This is a genomic window from Neisseria sp. 23W00296 (assembly GCF_044772855.1).
Lineage (GTDB): Bacteria > Pseudomonadota > Gammaproteobacteria > Burkholderiales > Neisseriaceae > Neisseria.
Window position 1 is genome coordinate 931781 of sequence record NZ_CP173024.1, and the last position, 15789, is coordinate 947569.

Below are 15789 nucleotides of genomic sequence, written 5' to 3' on the forward strand. Positions count from 1 at the left end.
TTAGCTTTTTTGCTCATTTTGCAGAACTCCAATTGAATGGGCGCAATATAAGGCCGTCTGAACACCCGAAAGGGTTTTCAGACAGCCTTTTTCAAACAGTCTTTCGGAAACGTCAACCCGCGCAGGCGGGAGCGGCCTAACGTATCACGTTGCGCCAGTCCTGTTCAAAATAATTCACCAACGCCTGTGTGTTCAGATGGTTGGGTTCGACTTCGCGCCGCGCCATGTCGGGCGGGAAGCGGAACATTTCGGCGGCGGTGTCGGCGTTGAGGTAGCGCGTGGGTACGTCAAACCGCTGCGGCACGGCAAAATCCGTGTTGAAACCGGCCAGCACAAAGCCCCATTCGCCAAACGAAGGTACATACACATGATAGGGCGCGGTGTGGAGTCCGGCCGCTTCGAGCGTGGCGACCACCGACCAGAAGGCATTGGGTGCGAAATAGGGTGAGGTGGATTGGACGACGATTTTGCCCTGCGGCGCGAGATGGCGGGCGACGAGGCGGTACATCGGTACGGAGTAGAGTTTGCCCAGCGAAAAATTCGACGGGTCGGGCAAGTCGATGATAATCACGTCGAATTTCTGCGGCGCGGTTTCCAGCCATTTGGCGGCATCGTCGTTGATGACGCGCATTTTCGGGTGCGACAGAGAGCCGTGGTTGAGCGCGCTTAGGGTGGCGGAATTTTTGAATACGGCGGTCATGTCGGGGTCTAAATCGACCAGCGTGATTTGCTTGACCTGCGGATATTTCAACACTTCGCGTGCGGCCAGGCCGTCGCCGCCGCCGAGTATCAAAACGTGTTCGGCGCGTGAGGCTGTCTGCATGGCGGGCAACACCAGGGCTTCGTGGTAACGGGCTTCGTCGCGCGAGGAAAATTGCAGGTTACCGTTGATATAAAGCCGCGTGTCGTCTTTCCAGCGCGTGACCACCAGCCGCTGGTAGGGCGAGTGGCTTTCAAATACAACCGGGTCGCCGAAGTAGCTTTGTTCGGCTTTGAAAGTGATTTGGTTGGCGTAAACAAAGGCGGCGGCGAGCGCGGCGAGTACGAGAAAGGCGCGCAGGCGGATGGCGCGGTAGCGGGGCAGCTCGGCTTGGAACACGCGGGCGGTGAGATAAGCGACGGCGGCGTTTAACAGGCCGAACAGCAAGGCCGAACGCGCCATGCCCAGCTTGGGCGCGAGCACCAGCGGAAACAGCAGCGATACGGCCAACGCGCCGAGATAGTCGAAGGTTAATACGCGCGAGACGAGTTCCTTAAAATCCGTATCGCGGCGGTTGAGCACGCGCATCACCAGCGGAATTTCCATGCCGACTACCGTGCCGACTATCAGCACAAAGGCGTAAAGCAGCGTGCGGAACGGCGCGGCCGACAGCCCGAAGGCGACAAACAGAGCCAGCGCCGACAGCCCGCCGATGATGCCCACCAGCAATTCGATTTCGACAAAACGCGAGAGCGTGTCTTCTTCTTTGATGTATCGGGTCAGGTGCGCGCCGATGCCCATCGAGAAAAGATACAGGCCGATAACCGACGAAAACTGCAAAATGCTGTCGCCCAAAAGATAGCTCGCCAGCGCGGCGATGATGAGTTCGTAAGCCAGGCCGCAGCTGGCAACGATGAAAACGGAGATGATGAGGATGCGTTGGGACTGGGATTTCATGTTTCAGACGGCCTCGACGGAAGCGGGCGATTATACGGCAAACGCAGCGGGAGGCCGTCTGAAAAACGGGGCGGCTTTCAGACGGCCTCTGCGCTTGGCCGCGGCACTATACTTTTTGCTTATGCCGTTGTGCCGATAAAGCCGTCTTGGCGCTTTCTGTATCATTCCTTACCCTGATTTACACAACATAACGCAAACCCATGAACGCCAAAATTCTTTTTTGTTCGGCCGCCTCTTTGCTGGCGGCCTTTCCCGTGTCTGCTGCCGAAACGCAGGAAGGCGGCGCGCAGGAGAGTGCCGTATCCGGCGGGCAGCTCGAAACCGTACGCGTACAAGGACGCAACCGTTCCACCCGAACCGAAAACCGCGATTCCTTCACCACCTCCGCCATGCGCACCACCACCGGCCTTGCGCTTTCGCCCAAAGAAACCCCACAGTCGGTCAGCGTGATTACCAAAACCCAGCTCGACGGCCGCGGCATCAGCAATCTCGAAGACGCACTACGCACCACCACCGGCGTAACCGTACTGCGCGATTCCGACCGCGCCCGTTTCCAATCGCGCGGTTTTTATATCGACCAAATCGAAGAAGACGGCATTTCTTCTTCCATTTCCGGCTTTGTCGGCGACACCATCCACAACGCCGAAAGCCTTACCGACCTTGCCCTGTACGACCACATTGAAGTCGTGCGCGGCGCAACCGGTCTCACCCAGGCCGACGGCGAACCCGGCGGCACCGTCAACGCCGTGCGCAAACGCCCCACCGCCGAGCGCACATTCGGCGGCAACATCAGCTTCGGCCGCTATGATGCCTACCGCGCCGACATTGACGCTTCAGGCAGCCTGAACGGCAGCGGCAGCATCCGCGGCCGTTTTGTTGCCGCCGGCGAAAAATCCGGGTCGTTCACCGAGCGCGTCAACAGCCGCCAGCGTCTGCTTTACGGCGTGATGGATTTCGATCTCGGCGACAATACCATTCTCACCGCCGGCGCGATGCACCAGCACCGCGATGCCGTGCCCGACGTGTTCGGCCTGCCGCGCGGCAGCGTCGATCACCCGCTGGATCTGCCGCGCAACAGCTACTCCGGTGCATATTGGAACGACAGCCGTTTTAGCAAACTCAACTTTTTCACCGAACTGCGCCACCAGTTTAACGACAACTGGCGGCTTACCAGCACCCTCGACTACCGCCGCGACCGCGCTTTCCGCGAATACTCCGCACTCAACAGTACCCAAGTCTGGCAGAACAGCAACGGCACCATCTTCACCAGTGGCAGCCGCCGCTCCGACAACGATGCTAAACAGCTCGTCTTCCAAAACATTCTTACCGGCCGTTTCCAAGCACTCGGCCGCAGCCACGACGTGTTCGCCACCTACAGCTACAACCGCCGCCGCACCGAATCCGAAACCATGCAGCACTGGGATTTGTGGCTCGATCCCAATGATCCGAACAACCAATTCTGCGCCGGCATGGGCTGGCCGCGCTGGTGTGATCCCATGCTCAGCCGCGATTTTCCGCTCAAACCGTTTAACGGCGCACTGATTCCCCGTCCTCAATGGGACAAACTCGCCGAACTGGACTACCGCTACAACCCCATCCACCGCCGCCAGGAAGAAAAAACCGTCTCGCACGCCGTCAGCGCAGGCATCCGCTTCAACCCCACCGACAAGCTGCACATTCTTGCGGGTGGCCGCTATACCCGCTGGAGCTACCGTCTTGATGCCTACAACATCCTACGGTCCGACCAACCCAAATACCTTGAAGACCTCGCCCAAGACAGCAAACGCAGCCGTTTCGTTCCCTATTTGGGCATCACCTGGGACATCACCCCTCAGCAAAGCCTGTATGCCAGCTACACTTCCATCTTCAAACCCCAGCTTGACAAACGCGGCGCAGGCGGCAACTACCTGCCGCCCGTAACCGGCACCAACTATGAAATCGGCTGGAAAACCGCCCTGCGGCAAAACCGCCTCAACACTGCCGTCGCCCTCTTTTGGATAGACCAGAAAAACCGCGCCGTCTTCTCGCACGACGACGACGGCATCGCCGTGTACAACAACAGCGGCCGCGTCGTCAGCCGGGGCATGGACGCCGAAATCTCCGGCCACCTCACCGACAACTGGCAGCTGTTTGCCGGCTACACCCTCAACGCCAGCAAACACCGCAACACCGGCGACGAAGGCGAAGCCGGCGCGAATTACAGCCGCCACACCCCGCGCCACATCTTCCGCCTCTACACCCGCTACCGCCTGCCCGGCGCGGCGGCCAAATGGAGCATAGGCGGCGGCCTCAGCAGCCAGAGCCGCACCTCCGACTACTACGACCAGCCCCACCTGCGCCAGGGCGGCTACACCCTGTGGAACGCCGACATCCAATACCGGCCCACCCCCAACATCCGCCTCAGCCTCATCGGCAACAACCTGTTTGACAAGCATTACTTTGAAAACAACGCCAACCGCAGCAACGGCGGCTACAACTTCTACGGTACCCCGCGCACGCTGACCTTCAAAGTCAATTGGCAGTTTTAAGCCGCCTACAATCGGCAAGGCAGCCTGAAAGCCTTTTCAGGCTGCCTTTTGCAAACAAACGGACGGTTTCAGACCGCATTCCCCATACTGATCCGCAGGCCGTCTGAAAAACCTTTCAGACGGCCTTTCGGCAACGGGCGGATACTTTCAGACGGTCTGCCCGAACCATCATAAATGCCGTCTGAAAGCCCGTTTTTTGCTTTCAGACGGCCTCTTTTCTGAATTATTCCAACGGCGGCGCGGAAAGCAAAAGGCCGTCTGAAAACCTTAAAACGGTTTCAGACGGCCTCTGACAAACTAAGCAACGGCGTTTACATCAAAAAGAAATACGCCCACGCCGCTACCAGCGCGATGCTGAGGATATTGAGCACCATGCCCACTTTGAGCATATCGCGCTGGGTGACGATGCCGGTACCGAACACAATCGCATTCGGCGGCGTGGCTACGGGCAGCATAAAGGCACAGGAGGCACCGATGCCGATGATGAGCACCATCACTTCCTTGGGCATACCCATCTGTTCGGCCACGCTGGCGAACACCGGCACGAGCAGGGCGGCGGAGGCGGTGTTGCTGGTGAATTCGGTGAGGAAGATGATGAAGGCGGACACGGCGAGGATCACGATAAAGGGATGCGCCAGCACGAAGGTGCTCGCCATTTCCTGCCCCAGCGCGGCGGAGGCGCCCGATTTTTGCAGCAGCGTGCTCAGGGTGATGCCGCCGCCAAAGAGCAGCAGCACGCCCCAGTCGGTATTGCGCGCCACTTCGCGCCAGCGTACCACGCCGAAAATCACCACGGCTACGGCGGCGGTGAGGGCGACGAAAGAGTCGGGGCTGGAAATGCCCAGCTCTTTTTTCAGCGTGTCGCCGAAGATCCACGCCACGGCGGCAGCCAGGAAAATCAGCATGGCAATCACACGGTGCAGCGTCCACGGGATGTCTTCGTGCTCCACCTCTACTTTGGCCGACAAATTGGGCTTGAGCACGATAAACAGCGAAAACAGCATCAGCGGCAAAAGCGCCAGCATCATCGGCAGGCCGAACTTCATCCAGCCGGCAAAATCCAAATTCAGCGCTTTGGCGGCAATCGCGTTGGGCGGCGAACCGACCACCGTGCCCAGGCCGCCGATGCTGGCGCAGTAGGCGATGCCCAAAAGCACGAAGACAAAGGTGTTGCGGTCTTTTTCCTTGTCCAGATGGCTCATCAGCCCCATTGCCAGCGGCAGCATCATCGCCGCCGTGGCCGTGTTGCTGATCCACATCGACAAAAAGGCGGTAACGGCAAACAGCAGGTGCACGGCGACAAAAGTATTGCCGCGCGAGAGCGAAATCAGCCACACGGCGATTTTGCGGTCGAGCTTCTGCATATGCAGCGCCGTCGCCAGCGCAAAGCCGCCGAAAAACACATAGATAATCGGATCGGCAAAGCCCGCCAGCGCGGCCTTGGTGTCCATATCGGGGATTTTGAACAGAATGGCAAACAGCGGCACGATCAGCGCGGTCACGGTAATGTGCACCGCTTCGGTAAACCACATAATCGCCACGAAGGCCAAAATGGTCAGCCCCTTATTGACATCGCTGTCGTAGGGCAGGATTTGGTAGAGCACCGCACTGATAAGCGCGGCAACGATGGCGATCACCAGCCCGCGAAAATCGGTTATCGGCGCCTGCGCGCTCAATAACTCGACGTTTTCCGGCTGCTGTTCGCTTTTCGGTTTGTCGGTCATGGAAATCTCTCCCGGGTTGGATTTTTCTTGCGGCGGTTTACCCGCCTGCCGCATAAGATAACATAAGTTTACACGGCTGCGCAAAAGGATTGCGCGAACGGCGGGAGGCCGTCTGAAAAAGGCTGCGGAACGGCTTTGCGGGCGGCACAAGGGCAGGGCGGCAGACACAAGGCCGTCTGAAAAGCGGGGGCTGCGTGTTTGGCGGTGGCAAGGCAAAAGGCCGTCTGAAAGCCCTGTTTCGGGTTTCAGACGGCCTTTTCAGACGGCCTGTTTGCCCGCATCAGGCAAACAGGCGGCAGGCCGCGTAGGAGAGCGCGCCGCCGCCGATCAGCAGCCAGAGCGCCAAAAGGGCGGCCAGCAGCAGAGGGCGCATCCCCGCCTGACGCACGCTCTGCCAGCGCGTGCTGAAACCGAGGGCGCACATCGCCACCGTCAGCAGAAAAGTGTCGGCCTGCAAAATGCCGCCGTGCAGCGCTGCGGGCAGCGGTATGAAGCTGTTGAACACCGCCGCCGCGAGAAAACCGAGGGCAAACCACGGCACGGACGCGCCGCCGCCGCCCGCATCCGCGCCGCCGTTAAAATGCCGCATCAGGCGCGGCAGCAGCAGCAAAAAGGGCGCGAGCAGCAGCACGCGGATCATTTTGGTAATCACCGCCACGTCGGCCGTTACCGGGTTCGCCGCCGCGCCTGCCGCCGCCACCTGCGCCACTTCGTGCACCGTCGCGCCCGTGTAGATGCCCCAGCCAAACCACGCGGCAGCGGGCGCATCGTGCGGCAGCAGCGCCGCCGCCATCAGGGGATAAACAAACATCGCCAGCGTGCCGAACACCACCACCGTCGCCACCGCCACGCCCACGGCCGCCTCTTTCGCCTTCAACACCGGCTGCGCCGCCAGCACAGCCGCCGCGCCGCAAATCGCGCTGCCCGCGCCCACCAGCGCCGCCGTGTCGGCATCCAGCCGCAGCCGTCTGCCCAGATACAGCGCCAGCACAAACGTGCCCGCCACAACGCACACGTCCGCCAAAAGCGCCGGCCAGCCCGCATAAAGCAGCTGCGGCACGGTGATGCGGAAACCGTAAAACACGATGCCCAGCCGCAGCAGCGTGCCCTTGGCAAACATCACGGCATTGCCCAAAGCCGCCGTGTGGCGGTTAAGCGGGCTGTTGCCCGCCGCCATGCCCAGCACGATGGCGAGCGTCAGCGGGCTGACGCCCGACTCGCGGAAAAACGGCAGCGAAGCGGCGGCCATGCACAGCACGGCCGCCGCCGCAAAGGGAATCAGTGTGTGGATTTTTTGGGGGGACATGGTTTTCTCCTTTGTTGTTTTGCTTTTTCACTTCGTTGAAACTGCGCTTTCAGAAACGTCATTCCCGAGCAGGTGGGAGTGGCCAAAACCGCAGGGTGCGGCTTCGCACGGCGGGCTATCTTAACACCGATTTACTTTATGACGGCAGGGGAGGGCGTGAGGAGAAGAGGGAAGAGGCCGTCTGAAAAACGGCAAAGGACTTCTGTTGTGCAGAAGCCCTTTGCCGTTTTCATTTCTTTGAAACCTTGTTTTCAGACGGCCGGATATGTCGGATATTCAGTTGCGCTTGAATTTTTTCGGCAGGTTGACCCGGGCGGTTTTGTGTTTTTGTTCCAGCCTGTCGGGCGCGGAAATATCTTGTAGGTTTTTGGCGTAGACGGTGTGTTTTGCCGCATCCGAATAGGTTTTCAGACGGCCTTTGCGGCCGTCTGAAAACAAAAAACGGAAAACGCCGTTTACAGCAGCAGCGATTTGCCGTTGTGGGGATTGGCGGCTTTGGCGGCGGCGAGGAGGGCGGGGAAGTCGAGGCCGTATTGCTGCGCGAGTCGGCCGGCGCGTTTTTTCAGGGCGTCGAAACGCATCTCGCGCGGGCTTTGTTTGAAGGCGGCAACGGCGATGTTGCCGTGGCTTTCGGCGGGGATGTGCAAAACGCGTCCGTCGAAGCAGTTAGACAGGGTTTGCACGAAATGCGGGAAGCGGCGGTCGCCGCTCCACCAGTTGGTGACGAAGATGCCGTCTGAAGAGAGGGCGCGGCGGCAGTCTTGGAAAAATTCGGCGGTGACGAGGCTGTCGATGATTTGTTCGCCGTCGAAGCCGTCGACCAGCAGGATGTCGGTGCCGCCGAGCAGGGTTTTGACATATTGCGCGCCGTCGGCTTCGACGATTTCGAAGTTCTGTCCTTCAAACGGCAGTTCGAACAGGCTGCGGGCGACGGCGATAACCTGGGGATTGATGTCGACGGCGGTTTGCCGCGTGTCGGGCAGGTACGCGTCTATCCAGCGGGCGAACGAGCCGCCGCCGAGGCCGATTTGCGTGATGTGGGCGGGCGGGTCGGCAAAGAGCAGCCAGGCCATCATGGCGCGGCTGTACGAGAGGACGAGTTCGGCGGGCTTGTCGAGGCTCATCGAGCTTTGGATGGTGCTGCTGCCCAGATGCAGGGAGCGGATGCCGTTTTCTTCGGAGATGCCGACTTCGGGCAGGGCGTCGCGGGCGGGGCGCAGGCGGCGGTAGGGATGGCGGGGCGGCATTATTCGGCTTCTTCAATCCAAGCCTGCTGCACGGCTTCGAGGATGCGCTCGCCGCAGCGGGCAGGGTCGTCGTCAAACTCGGGCAGGGCGAGAATCATGTCACGCAACTGGGTGAAGCGCAGGGTTTTGGGGTCGATGCTTTCGCCGTGCAAATCGTAAAGCTCTTCGGCGATGCGTTGGGTGTCGGTCCATTTCATCATCGGTTTCCTTATGTGTTGTTTTTCGTGAAGAGGCCGTCTGAAAGGTGCGGGCGGGCGTTGGGGCTTTGCATGGTTTGGAGTTGCCAAATTTGAGAGTCCGACCCGCGTAGTGGTTTGCGGACATCTGCAACCGCGTGTGTCACAAAGCGGCATACCCTGCCAATGTATTCAGACGACCTTGGTTTTAATGGTCTTCGCGAGCGTGGTTGATGGTGTATTTGGGGATTTCGACCACCAAATCTTCGTCGGCCACCACGGCCTGACAACTCAGGCGCGAGTCGGCTTCCAAGCCCCAAGCCTGGTCGAGCAGGTCTTCTTCAAGCTCGGTCGGCTCTTCCATGCTGTCGAAACCTTGGCGGATGATGACGTGGCAGGTGGTGCAGGCGCAGGATTTTTCGCAGGCGTGATCGACTTCGATGTCGTGGTCGAGCAATACGTCGAGTACGGTTTTGCCCTCGGCCGCGTCTTCGATGACCGCGCCTTCGGGGCAGAGTGTGGCGTGTGGGAGTACGGTGATTTTGGGCATTGTTTTTTCTCTTTATGAAAGTGGTTTGGGTGGTTTGTTGTGTTCAGACGGCCTGTATGTCGTCTGTATGGTTTATGTCGATTTCGATGCCTTTGTTTTTCAGGTTTTGCAGGCATTCGGCCAAATAGGCGTCGTCGTGTTCGGGGTAAACGGGGCTGCTTTGGGTTGCGACAGTTTCCGGCGGTTCGGGCGGCAGGCTTTTACCGCGATATTCGGGTGCGAGCCATTGCGCGTCGGGGCGGTAGCCGCGTTTTTGCATTTCCTTCATGACGAGCAGGTGGTAGCGGTAGAGCAGGCAGCGCGGATAGCGGAACACATAATTCACCGTCGCGTGCGGCCTGCCCCAGCCCGCGCCGCGCAGGGCGGCACATTCGCGGTGCTGCCCCAAAAGCTGGGCGCGGGGCAGATGGGGGATAAGGGCTTCGTGCCAGAGGCGCATATTGTTTTTACCTTTTCAGACGGCCTTTAATGTGCCAACGCTTCTCTCACAGGCCGTGAAACCGTTATCCGTTTAAATATCGTCCACGCTTTGGCCGGTTAGGGCGCGTTGGATATTGCGGTTCATGCGTTTGGCAGCGAAGTTGTCGGTGGCGTTGCCCAAGTCGGACACGGCGGCGCGGATTGCTTCGGCGCTGCCGTTGTTCAGACGGCCTTCAAGCGCGGCGATGCTGTTTTGAATGGCGGCCAACTCGGCTTCGTCGAGCAGGTCGGCATCGAGTTCCAGCGCGGCGGCTACGGCACCGAGCAGCCCTTCGGCTTCGACGGCGGCTTCGGCGCGGGCGCGGGCGGCCATGTCTTCGGCGGCGTTGGCCATGCTGTCTTTGAGCATCTGCGTGATGGTGTCGTCGTCGAGGCCGTAAGAGGGTTTGACTTCGATTTGCGCCTGCACGCCGGTGGACTGCTCCTGCGCGGATACCGACAACAGGCCGTCTGCATCGACTTGGAAGGTTACGCGGATACGCGCTGCGCCGGCGGCCATCGGCGGAATGCCGCGCAGGGTGAATTTGGCGAGGCTGCGGCAGTCGGACACCAATTCGCGCTCGCCCTGTACGACGTGCACGGTCATGGCGGTTTGGCCGTCTTTGAATGTAGTGAAATCTTGGGCGCGGGCGGTGGGGATGGTGGAATTGCGCGGGATGATTTTTTCGGCGAGACCGCCGTAGGTTTCGAGGCCGAGCGACAGGGGAATCACGTCGAGCAGCAGCCATTCGCCGGCAGTTTTGTTGCCCGCGAGCACGTCGGCCTGCATGGCCGCGCCCAGCGCGACGACTTGGTCGGGGTTGAGGTTGTTGAGCGGCGTTTGGCCGAAGAATGTGGCTACGGCCTGTTGGATATGCGGCATACGGGTCGAGCCGCCTACCATAATCACGCCTTTGATGTCGGCTTTGGATACGCCCGCGTCTTTGAGTGCCTGCTTCACCGGTTCGATGGTTTTTTGCACCAGATGGCGCGTTAACTCTTGAAATTCTTGGCGGGTAACGGTGGCGCGGATTTGGCGGCCGTCTGAAAGCGCGGTTTCGATAAGGGTTTGCTCGTGTGCGGTCAACTCTTCTTTGGCGCGGCGGGCGAGCGAGAGCAGGAGCCGGCTGTCTTGGTCGGATAATTGCGACAGGCCGTGTTGTTCGAGCAGGTGGCAGAACAGGCGTTGGTCGAAATCGTCGCCGCCCAAGGCGCTGTCGCCGTTGGTGGATTTGACTTGAAACAAGCCCTTGCTCAATTCGAGTACGGACACGTCGAACGTACCGCCGCCGAGGTCGTACACCACAAACGTGCCTTCCGAGCCGTTGTCGAGGCCGTAGGCGATGGCGGCGGCGGTCGGCTCGTTGAGCAGGCGTAACACATTGATGCCGGCCAGACGCGCCGCGTCTTTGGTGGCTTGGCGTTGCGCGTCGTCGAAATAGGCGGGTACGGTAATCACCGCGCCGACCAGCGCGCCGCCGAGGCTTTCTTCGGCGCGGGTTTTGAGGGTTTTGAGGATTTCGGCGGATACGTCGATGGGGTTTTTCACGCCCTGGCGCGTGGCCAGACCGATGATTCGCTCGCTCTCGTCAAACCGATATGGCAGCGAGGCGGCGTCGATGTCTTCGAGTTTGCGGCCGATAAGGCGTTTGGCCGAGCTGATTGTGTTTTGCGGGTCGGTTTTTTGCGCGGCGAGGGCTTCATGGCCGACGGTGATGCCGTCTGAAAGATAGCGTACGACCGAAGGCAACGCGGCGTGGCCTTGTTCGTCGGGCAGGCAGGTGGCGCTGCCGCTTTTAACGGTGGCAACGAGGCTGTTGGTGGTACCCAAGTCGATACCGACGGCGAGACGGTGTTGGTGTGGGGCGGCAGACATGCCGGGTTCGGCGATTTGCAAAAGAGCCATGGTGTTTTGGGAAGTTTGTGTGTTCGGGTTGGAAGGAGACGTTTCAGGTTTCAGACGGCCTGTCAGGCTTGGCGGATTTCGCGCAGCAGTTTGTCGAAAAAACGTCCCTGCCGCACTAGCTGCGCCGCCTCGTCGTGCCGCTTGTCGGCAAATGCCTGATGCAGTTCGGCAAACAGTTTTTCTGCTTCGGCGGCGATTTCGTTTTCCAGATTTTTCAGCGCGGCGGCTTCGTTTTCCATCTGTGCTTCCATCAGCGTTTCGCGCCATTCCATCTGCTGCATCAGAAATTCGGGCGCAAACGAAGTATGTTCGGGCGCGTCGGCGTCGATGCCCTGCTCTTTGAGCAGGTAGGCGGCGCGGTCGGTGGGGTTTTTGAGGGTGCGGTAGGCTTCGTTGACGGTGGCCGACATCATCACGGCCTGTTTCTGCTCGAATGCGGACGCGGCGGCGTAGCGGTCGGGATGGAAACGGGCGGCGAGTGCGCGGTAGCGGGTTTCCAGTTCGGCTTCATCGAGTGCGAAGCCTTCGGGCAGTTGGAACAAATCGAAGTATTGGCTCATGATTCTTTCTTCTTGCTGTTTCAGACGACCTTTTTTATAATCTGCCACCGTTTAAACGAAAGGAAAAACAATGGCTTCAAAATTTCAGCACAATAAGGGCAAAATCCGCGACAACGCGCTCAAAGCCCTGGTGAGATCCAATCTGTTCCGGCATAAAACACAGCGGAACAAGAAAGGCAAAGGCAGTTACAACAGGCAGGCTGCGAAAAAATGGCGGGATGGTTTTGGCAACTGTCCCGTCTTTTTTTGCGGTTTAAACGTGGAAACTTTCGCCGCAGCCGCATGAGTCTTTGACATTCGGGTTTTCAAATTTGAAACCTTCCTGCAAGCCTTCTTTGGTGTAATCGACCTGAGTGCCGTCGAGATAGACGAGGCTTTTCGGGTCGATAAACACTTTTGCGCCGTGTTCTTCAAATACCAGGTCTTCGGCATTGGGCTCATCGACAAATTCGAGATTGTAGGCCATGCCCGAGCAGCCGCTGGTTTTCACGCCCAAGCGCACGCCGAGACCTTTGCCGCGTTTGGTCAGATAGCTGTTGATGTATTTGGCGGCGTTTTCTGTGATGGTGATCATGTTTTTCCTTTGTTGGTCGGGGTTTCAGACGGCCTTTTAGTTTTTAAAGGCCGTCTGAAACGGTTTTCTTCGCCCATGCTACGACAGCGGCGATGGCGGCTTTGGCCCGCGGGCTGTTTTTCCAACAGGTCGAGCCGGTTAAAGCCGCGCCCTGCTGCAAAATATCGGCGGGGTCGGCGGCGGCGAGTTTTTCCGCATCATCCAAACCCATTTGCTGTAAACGCTGCAATACCGTTTTGCCCACGCCTTTCACAGCCAAGAGCGAGGCGGTTTGCGCTTCGGTAAAAGGCATAAATGCTCCCGATTCGGTTTCAGACGGCCTCTGTCGTCGGCCAAGGCTTAGGCCGTTACCGCTTCTTTTTTCTTGCGGTAGTCGGCTACAGCGGCTTTTACCGCATCTTCGGCCAGAATCGAGCAGTGGATTTTTACGGGCGGCAGCTCCAACTCTTCGGCGATGTCGCTGTTTTTAATCGCCAAAGCATCGTCGAGACTTTTGCCTTTGACCCATTCGGTAATCAGGCTGGAAGAGGCAATGGCCGAGCCACAGCCGTAGGTTTTGAATTTGGCATCTTCGATGATGCCCTCATCGTTCACTTTAATCTGCAAACGCATTACGTCGCCGCAGGCCGGTGCGCCGACCATGCCGGTGCCGACCGAGTCGTCGCCTTTGTCGAACGTGCCGACGTTGCGGGGGTTTTCGTAATGGTCAATTACTTTGTCGCTGTATGCCATGATGTGGTTTCCTTGTGTATTTGCGTTTGTTGACAATATGTTGTCGTTTCGCTTGGTTTCAATCCGGTTGGTTTCAGACGGCCTCATGAAGGTGGGTAGAGGCCGTCTGAAAGGCTTATTCCTGTTTCTGCAAATTGTATCGGCTGTTTTCTTTAAAGCCGCTCTGCCCTGCCGCGAGCATTTGCACATAGCCCTCGGCCACGAAAAAACGTGCTTGAGCGGCGTGTTCGTCTAGCTTCACGATGCTGCCGTCGCCCTCCCATGTAAAGCTGCCTTTTTCTACCGTTTTCAGCGGCTCTTTGCCGCCTTGCGAATCGGTGGTCAGGATATAGGTTTTATCGTCATTGAGCTGCAAAGTAACGAGGTTTTTGCTGCAATCGGCGCAGGGCAACGCTCCTTGATAAATACCCGGCCAGTCGAGCGAGTTTTCGGCATTGTGGCCGTCTGAAACGGTTTCTGCCGATGTTTCCGACGCATTGCTTGCGGCTGAAGCGGTTTGCGTCGGTACGGAAGCGGCTGCGTTATCGGGCTGATGGTTTTCCGCCTGGCCGCCGCAGGCTGCCGAAAGCAGCACGGCGGCAAGGGCGGAGAGTTTGGTAGAAAGTAATGGTTTCATTTTTACTGTATCGGGTTAAGAGCGTTTCAGACGGCCTGAGTTATTCGCCGTGCCATTCGATAACGGGCTTTTTATGTTTGGCTGCACACTCGTGTAAAAACGAATGAATCAGGACTTGATACGGCACACCCATTTCTTTCGCCAGATTTTGAAAATAGGCCATATCGGTTTCATCAATGCTGACGAGCACGTTTTTTTTCAACTGCTTGGCGTAGGGGTTTTTGACTGCTTGGCTGAAGTCGTATTCGGACTGCATGACTATCTCCTGTTCCTATACTGTTTGTTCTCATTGGTGGTGGCACGACGCGCGGAAATGATGCGGATATTATCTCCGCGTTCACAATGTACGACCACCAAAACCCGCAAGGATTCGCTCATGTCTAAAAGAACAAAGCGGTCTTCGTCGTCAGAATGCTCGGTATCGGCAATCAACAAAGCGTTTTCATCCTAAAAGACTGTAACTGCCTCTTCAAATGAAACACCGTGCTTTTCCAAATTAAGCGAAGCCTTTACCGAATGCCATTCAAACCCTTTAATCATCAATGCGCTGCCCACTCGATCGAGTTCAAATCGATGCCTTCTTTAAACATTTCCCACAGGGGCGACAGCTCGCGCAGTTTGCCGATTTTGGACTTAATCAACTCGGCGGCGTAGGCGGCTTCTTCTTCGGTGGTCATGCGGCCGAAGGTGATACGCAGTGATGAGTGTGCCAATTCGTCGTTGCGGCCGAGTGCGCGGAGTACGTAGCTGGGTTCGAGGCTGGCGGAAGTGCAGGCGGAGCCGCTGGATACGGCCAGCTCTTTAACGGCCATAATCAGGCTTTCACCTTCGACGAAGTTGAAGCTCACGTTCAGATTGTTGGGCGCACGGTGTTCGAGGTCGCCGTTGATGTACACTTCTTCGATGCCTTCGATGCCTTTGAGGAAGATGTCGCGCAGTTTCAGGTAATGCGCGGTGTCTTGCTCAAGCTCTTCTTTGGCGATGCGGAAGGCTTCGCCCATACCGACGATTTGGTGCGTGGGCAATGTGCCGCTGCGGAAGCCGCGCTCGTGGCCGCCGCCATGCATTTGCGCTTCGAGGCGCACGCGCGGTTTACGGCGTACATACAATGCGCCGATACCTTTGGGGCCGTACACTTTGTGGCCGGACATGGAAAGCAGATCAACTTTGGCGGCTTCTACGTCAACGGGTACTTTGCCGCAGGCTTGGGCTGCGTCAACGTGGAAAATGATTTTGCGTTCGCGGCAGATTTCGCCGATGGCGGGAATGTTTTGCACCACGCCGATTTCGTTGTTCACCCACATTACGGAAACCAAAATGGTGTCGTCGCGGATGGCGGCTTTCAATACTTCAAGGTCGATCAGGCCGTTTTCCTGTACATCAAGATAGGTTACGTCGTAGCCCTGACGCTCGAGTTCGCGCATGGTGTCGAGTACGGCCTTGTGCTCGGTTTTGACGGTGATTAAATGTTTGCCTTTGCTTTTGTAAAAATGCGCCGCGCCTTTGATGGCGAGGTTGTTGGACTCGGTTGCGCCGCTGGTGAAGACGATTTCTTTCGGGTCGGCGTTAATCAGTGCGGCGATGTTGGCGCGGGCTTGGTCAACAGCTTCTTCGGCCACCCAGCCGAAGCTGTGGCTGTTGGAGGCGGGATTGCCGAAAGTTTCGGTGAGGTAGGGAATCATTTTTTCGGCAACGCGTTTGTCAACCGGAGTGGTGGCGGCGTAATCGAGGTAAACGGGGGTTTTGACGGTCAT

18 protein-coding genes and 1 pseudogene are annotated in these 15789 nt (G+C 58.2%); 2 read left to right on the forward strand and 17 right to left on the reverse strand.

Going from position 1 to position 15789, the window contains the following annotated elements:
- Positions 1 to 136: 136 nt before the first annotated feature.
- A complete protein-coding gene (locus ACG2K1_RS04695) occupies positions 137 to 1657 on the reverse strand; it encodes a polyamine aminopropyltransferase (protein ID WP_395429521.1) in 1521 nt (506 codons plus the stop codon).
- Positions 1658 to 1857: 200 nt separating this feature from the next.
- Here ACG2K1_RS04695 and ACG2K1_RS04700 point away from each other — a divergent pair, with 200 nt between their 5' ends.
- Positions 1858 to 4185 (forward strand): TonB-dependent siderophore receptor, encoded by a 2328-nt coding sequence (locus tag ACG2K1_RS04700; RefSeq protein ID WP_094030966.1) that lies wholly within the window; start codon positions 1858 to 1860, stop codon positions 4183 to 4185.
- A 311-nt stretch (positions 4186 to 4496) separates the two neighbouring features.
- Here the strand turns inward: ACG2K1_RS04700 and ACG2K1_RS04705 are convergent, their stop codons facing one another.
- The 9 genes from ACG2K1_RS04705 to hscB form a co-directional block, all read right to left on the reverse strand.
- Positions 4497 to 5909, reverse strand: coding sequence for a DASS family sodium-coupled anion symporter (locus ACG2K1_RS04705; RefSeq protein ID WP_369799214.1), 1413 nt, complete (start codon positions 5907 to 5909; stop codon positions 4497 to 4499).
- Between the two features lie 280 nt (positions 5910 to 6189).
- The gene (locus tag ACG2K1_RS04710) at positions 6190 to 7215 is read right to left on the reverse strand and encodes a YeiH family protein (RefSeq protein ID WP_395429523.1); all 1026 of its coding nucleotides are present in this window, start codon (positions 7213 to 7215) and stop codon (positions 6190 to 6192) included.
- A gap of 276 nt (positions 7216 to 7491) precedes the next feature.
- Complete coding sequence (locus ACG2K1_RS04715) at positions 7492 to 7653, reverse strand: hypothetical protein (protein WP_157058105.1); 162 nt, start codon at positions 7651 to 7653, stop codon at positions 7492 to 7494.
- A gap of 17 nt (positions 7654 to 7670) precedes the next feature.
- A complete protein-coding gene (locus ACG2K1_RS04720) occupies positions 7671 to 8462 on the reverse strand; it encodes a polyamine aminopropyltransferase (RefSeq protein WP_009425372.1) in 792 nt (263 codons plus the stop codon).
- Entirely contained in the window at positions 8462 to 8659 is a 198-nt protein-coding gene (gene iscX, locus ACG2K1_RS04725) for a Fe-S cluster assembly protein IscX (protein WP_036495570.1), read from the reverse strand. The genes ACG2K1_RS04720 and iscX overlap by 1 nt, the downstream gene beginning before the upstream one ends.
- Before the next feature lie 187 nt (positions 8660 to 8846).
- Complete coding sequence (gene fdx / locus ACG2K1_RS04730; RefSeq protein ID WP_009425374.1) at positions 8847 to 9188, reverse strand: ISC system 2Fe-2S type ferredoxin; 342 nt, start codon at positions 9186 to 9188, stop codon at positions 8847 to 8849.
- A 43-nt stretch (positions 9189 to 9231) separates the two neighbouring features.
- A complete protein-coding gene (locus ACG2K1_RS04735; protein WP_395429524.1) occupies positions 9232 to 9627 on the reverse strand; it encodes a TIGR02328 family protein in 396 nt (131 codons plus the stop codon).
- A 72-nt stretch (positions 9628 to 9699) separates the two neighbouring features.
- The gene (gene hscA, locus ACG2K1_RS04740) at positions 9700 to 11553 is read right to left on the reverse strand and encodes a Fe-S protein assembly chaperone HscA (protein ID WP_395429525.1); all 1854 of its coding nucleotides are present in this window, start codon (positions 11551 to 11553) and stop codon (positions 9700 to 9702) included.
- A 62-nt stretch (positions 11554 to 11615) separates the two neighbouring features.
- Positions 11616 to 12113, reverse strand: coding sequence for a Fe-S protein assembly co-chaperone HscB (gene hscB, locus ACG2K1_RS04745; RefSeq protein ID WP_395429526.1), 498 nt, complete (start codon positions 12111 to 12113; stop codon positions 11616 to 11618).
- Positions 12114 to 12183: 70 nt separating this feature from the next.
- Between hscB and ACG2K1_RS04750 the strand changes: the two are divergent.
- Positions 12184 to 12407: pseudogene (locus tag ACG2K1_RS04750) on the forward strand (alternative ribosome-rescue factor A).
- On the opposite strand, the gene iscA reads toward ACG2K1_RS04750, so the two are convergent.
- From iscA to ACG2K1_RS04785, 7 genes are all read right to left on the reverse strand, one after another.
- Positions 12367 to 12687 carry an iron-sulfur cluster assembly protein IscA gene (gene iscA, locus ACG2K1_RS04755; protein WP_007342563.1) on the reverse strand — a complete coding sequence of 107 codons (321 nt, stop codon included), beginning with the start codon at positions 12685 to 12687 and terminating at the stop codon, positions 12367 to 12369. The pseudogene ACG2K1_RS04750 and the gene iscA sit on opposite strands and share 41 nt — an antisense overlap.
- A gap of 43 nt (positions 12688 to 12730) precedes the next feature.
- The gene (locus ACG2K1_RS04760) at positions 12731 to 12979 is read right to left on the reverse strand and encodes a recombinase RecA (RefSeq protein WP_395429527.1); all 249 of its coding nucleotides are present in this window, start codon (positions 12977 to 12979) and stop codon (positions 12731 to 12733) included.
- Between the two features lie 47 nt (positions 12980 to 13026).
- Positions 13027 to 13419 (reverse strand): Fe-S cluster assembly scaffold IscU, encoded by a 393-nt coding sequence (iscU, locus tag ACG2K1_RS04765; protein ID WP_036495573.1) that lies wholly within the window; start codon positions 13417 to 13419, stop codon positions 13027 to 13029.
- Positions 13420 to 13534: 115 nt separating this feature from the next.
- Entirely contained in the window at positions 13535 to 14035 is a 501-nt protein-coding gene (locus tag ACG2K1_RS04770) for a copper resistance protein NlpE (RefSeq protein ID WP_395429528.1), read from the reverse strand.
- A 40-nt stretch (positions 14036 to 14075) separates the two neighbouring features.
- Positions 14076 to 14291 carry a hypothetical protein gene (locus ACG2K1_RS04775; RefSeq protein ID WP_009425383.1) on the reverse strand — a complete coding sequence of 72 codons (216 nt, stop codon included), beginning with the start codon at positions 14289 to 14291 and terminating at the stop codon, positions 14076 to 14078.
- A 2-nt stretch (positions 14292 to 14293) separates the two neighbouring features.
- Positions 14294 to 14470, reverse strand: a complete 177-nt coding sequence (locus tag ACG2K1_RS04780) for a BrnT family toxin (RefSeq protein ID WP_395429529.1) — start codon at positions 14468 to 14470, stop codon at positions 14294 to 14296.
- Positions 14471 to 14574: 104 nt separating this feature from the next.
- Complete coding sequence (locus tag ACG2K1_RS04785) at positions 14575 to 15789, reverse strand: IscS subfamily cysteine desulfurase (RefSeq protein ID WP_094030972.1); 1215 nt, start codon at positions 15787 to 15789, stop codon at positions 14575 to 14577.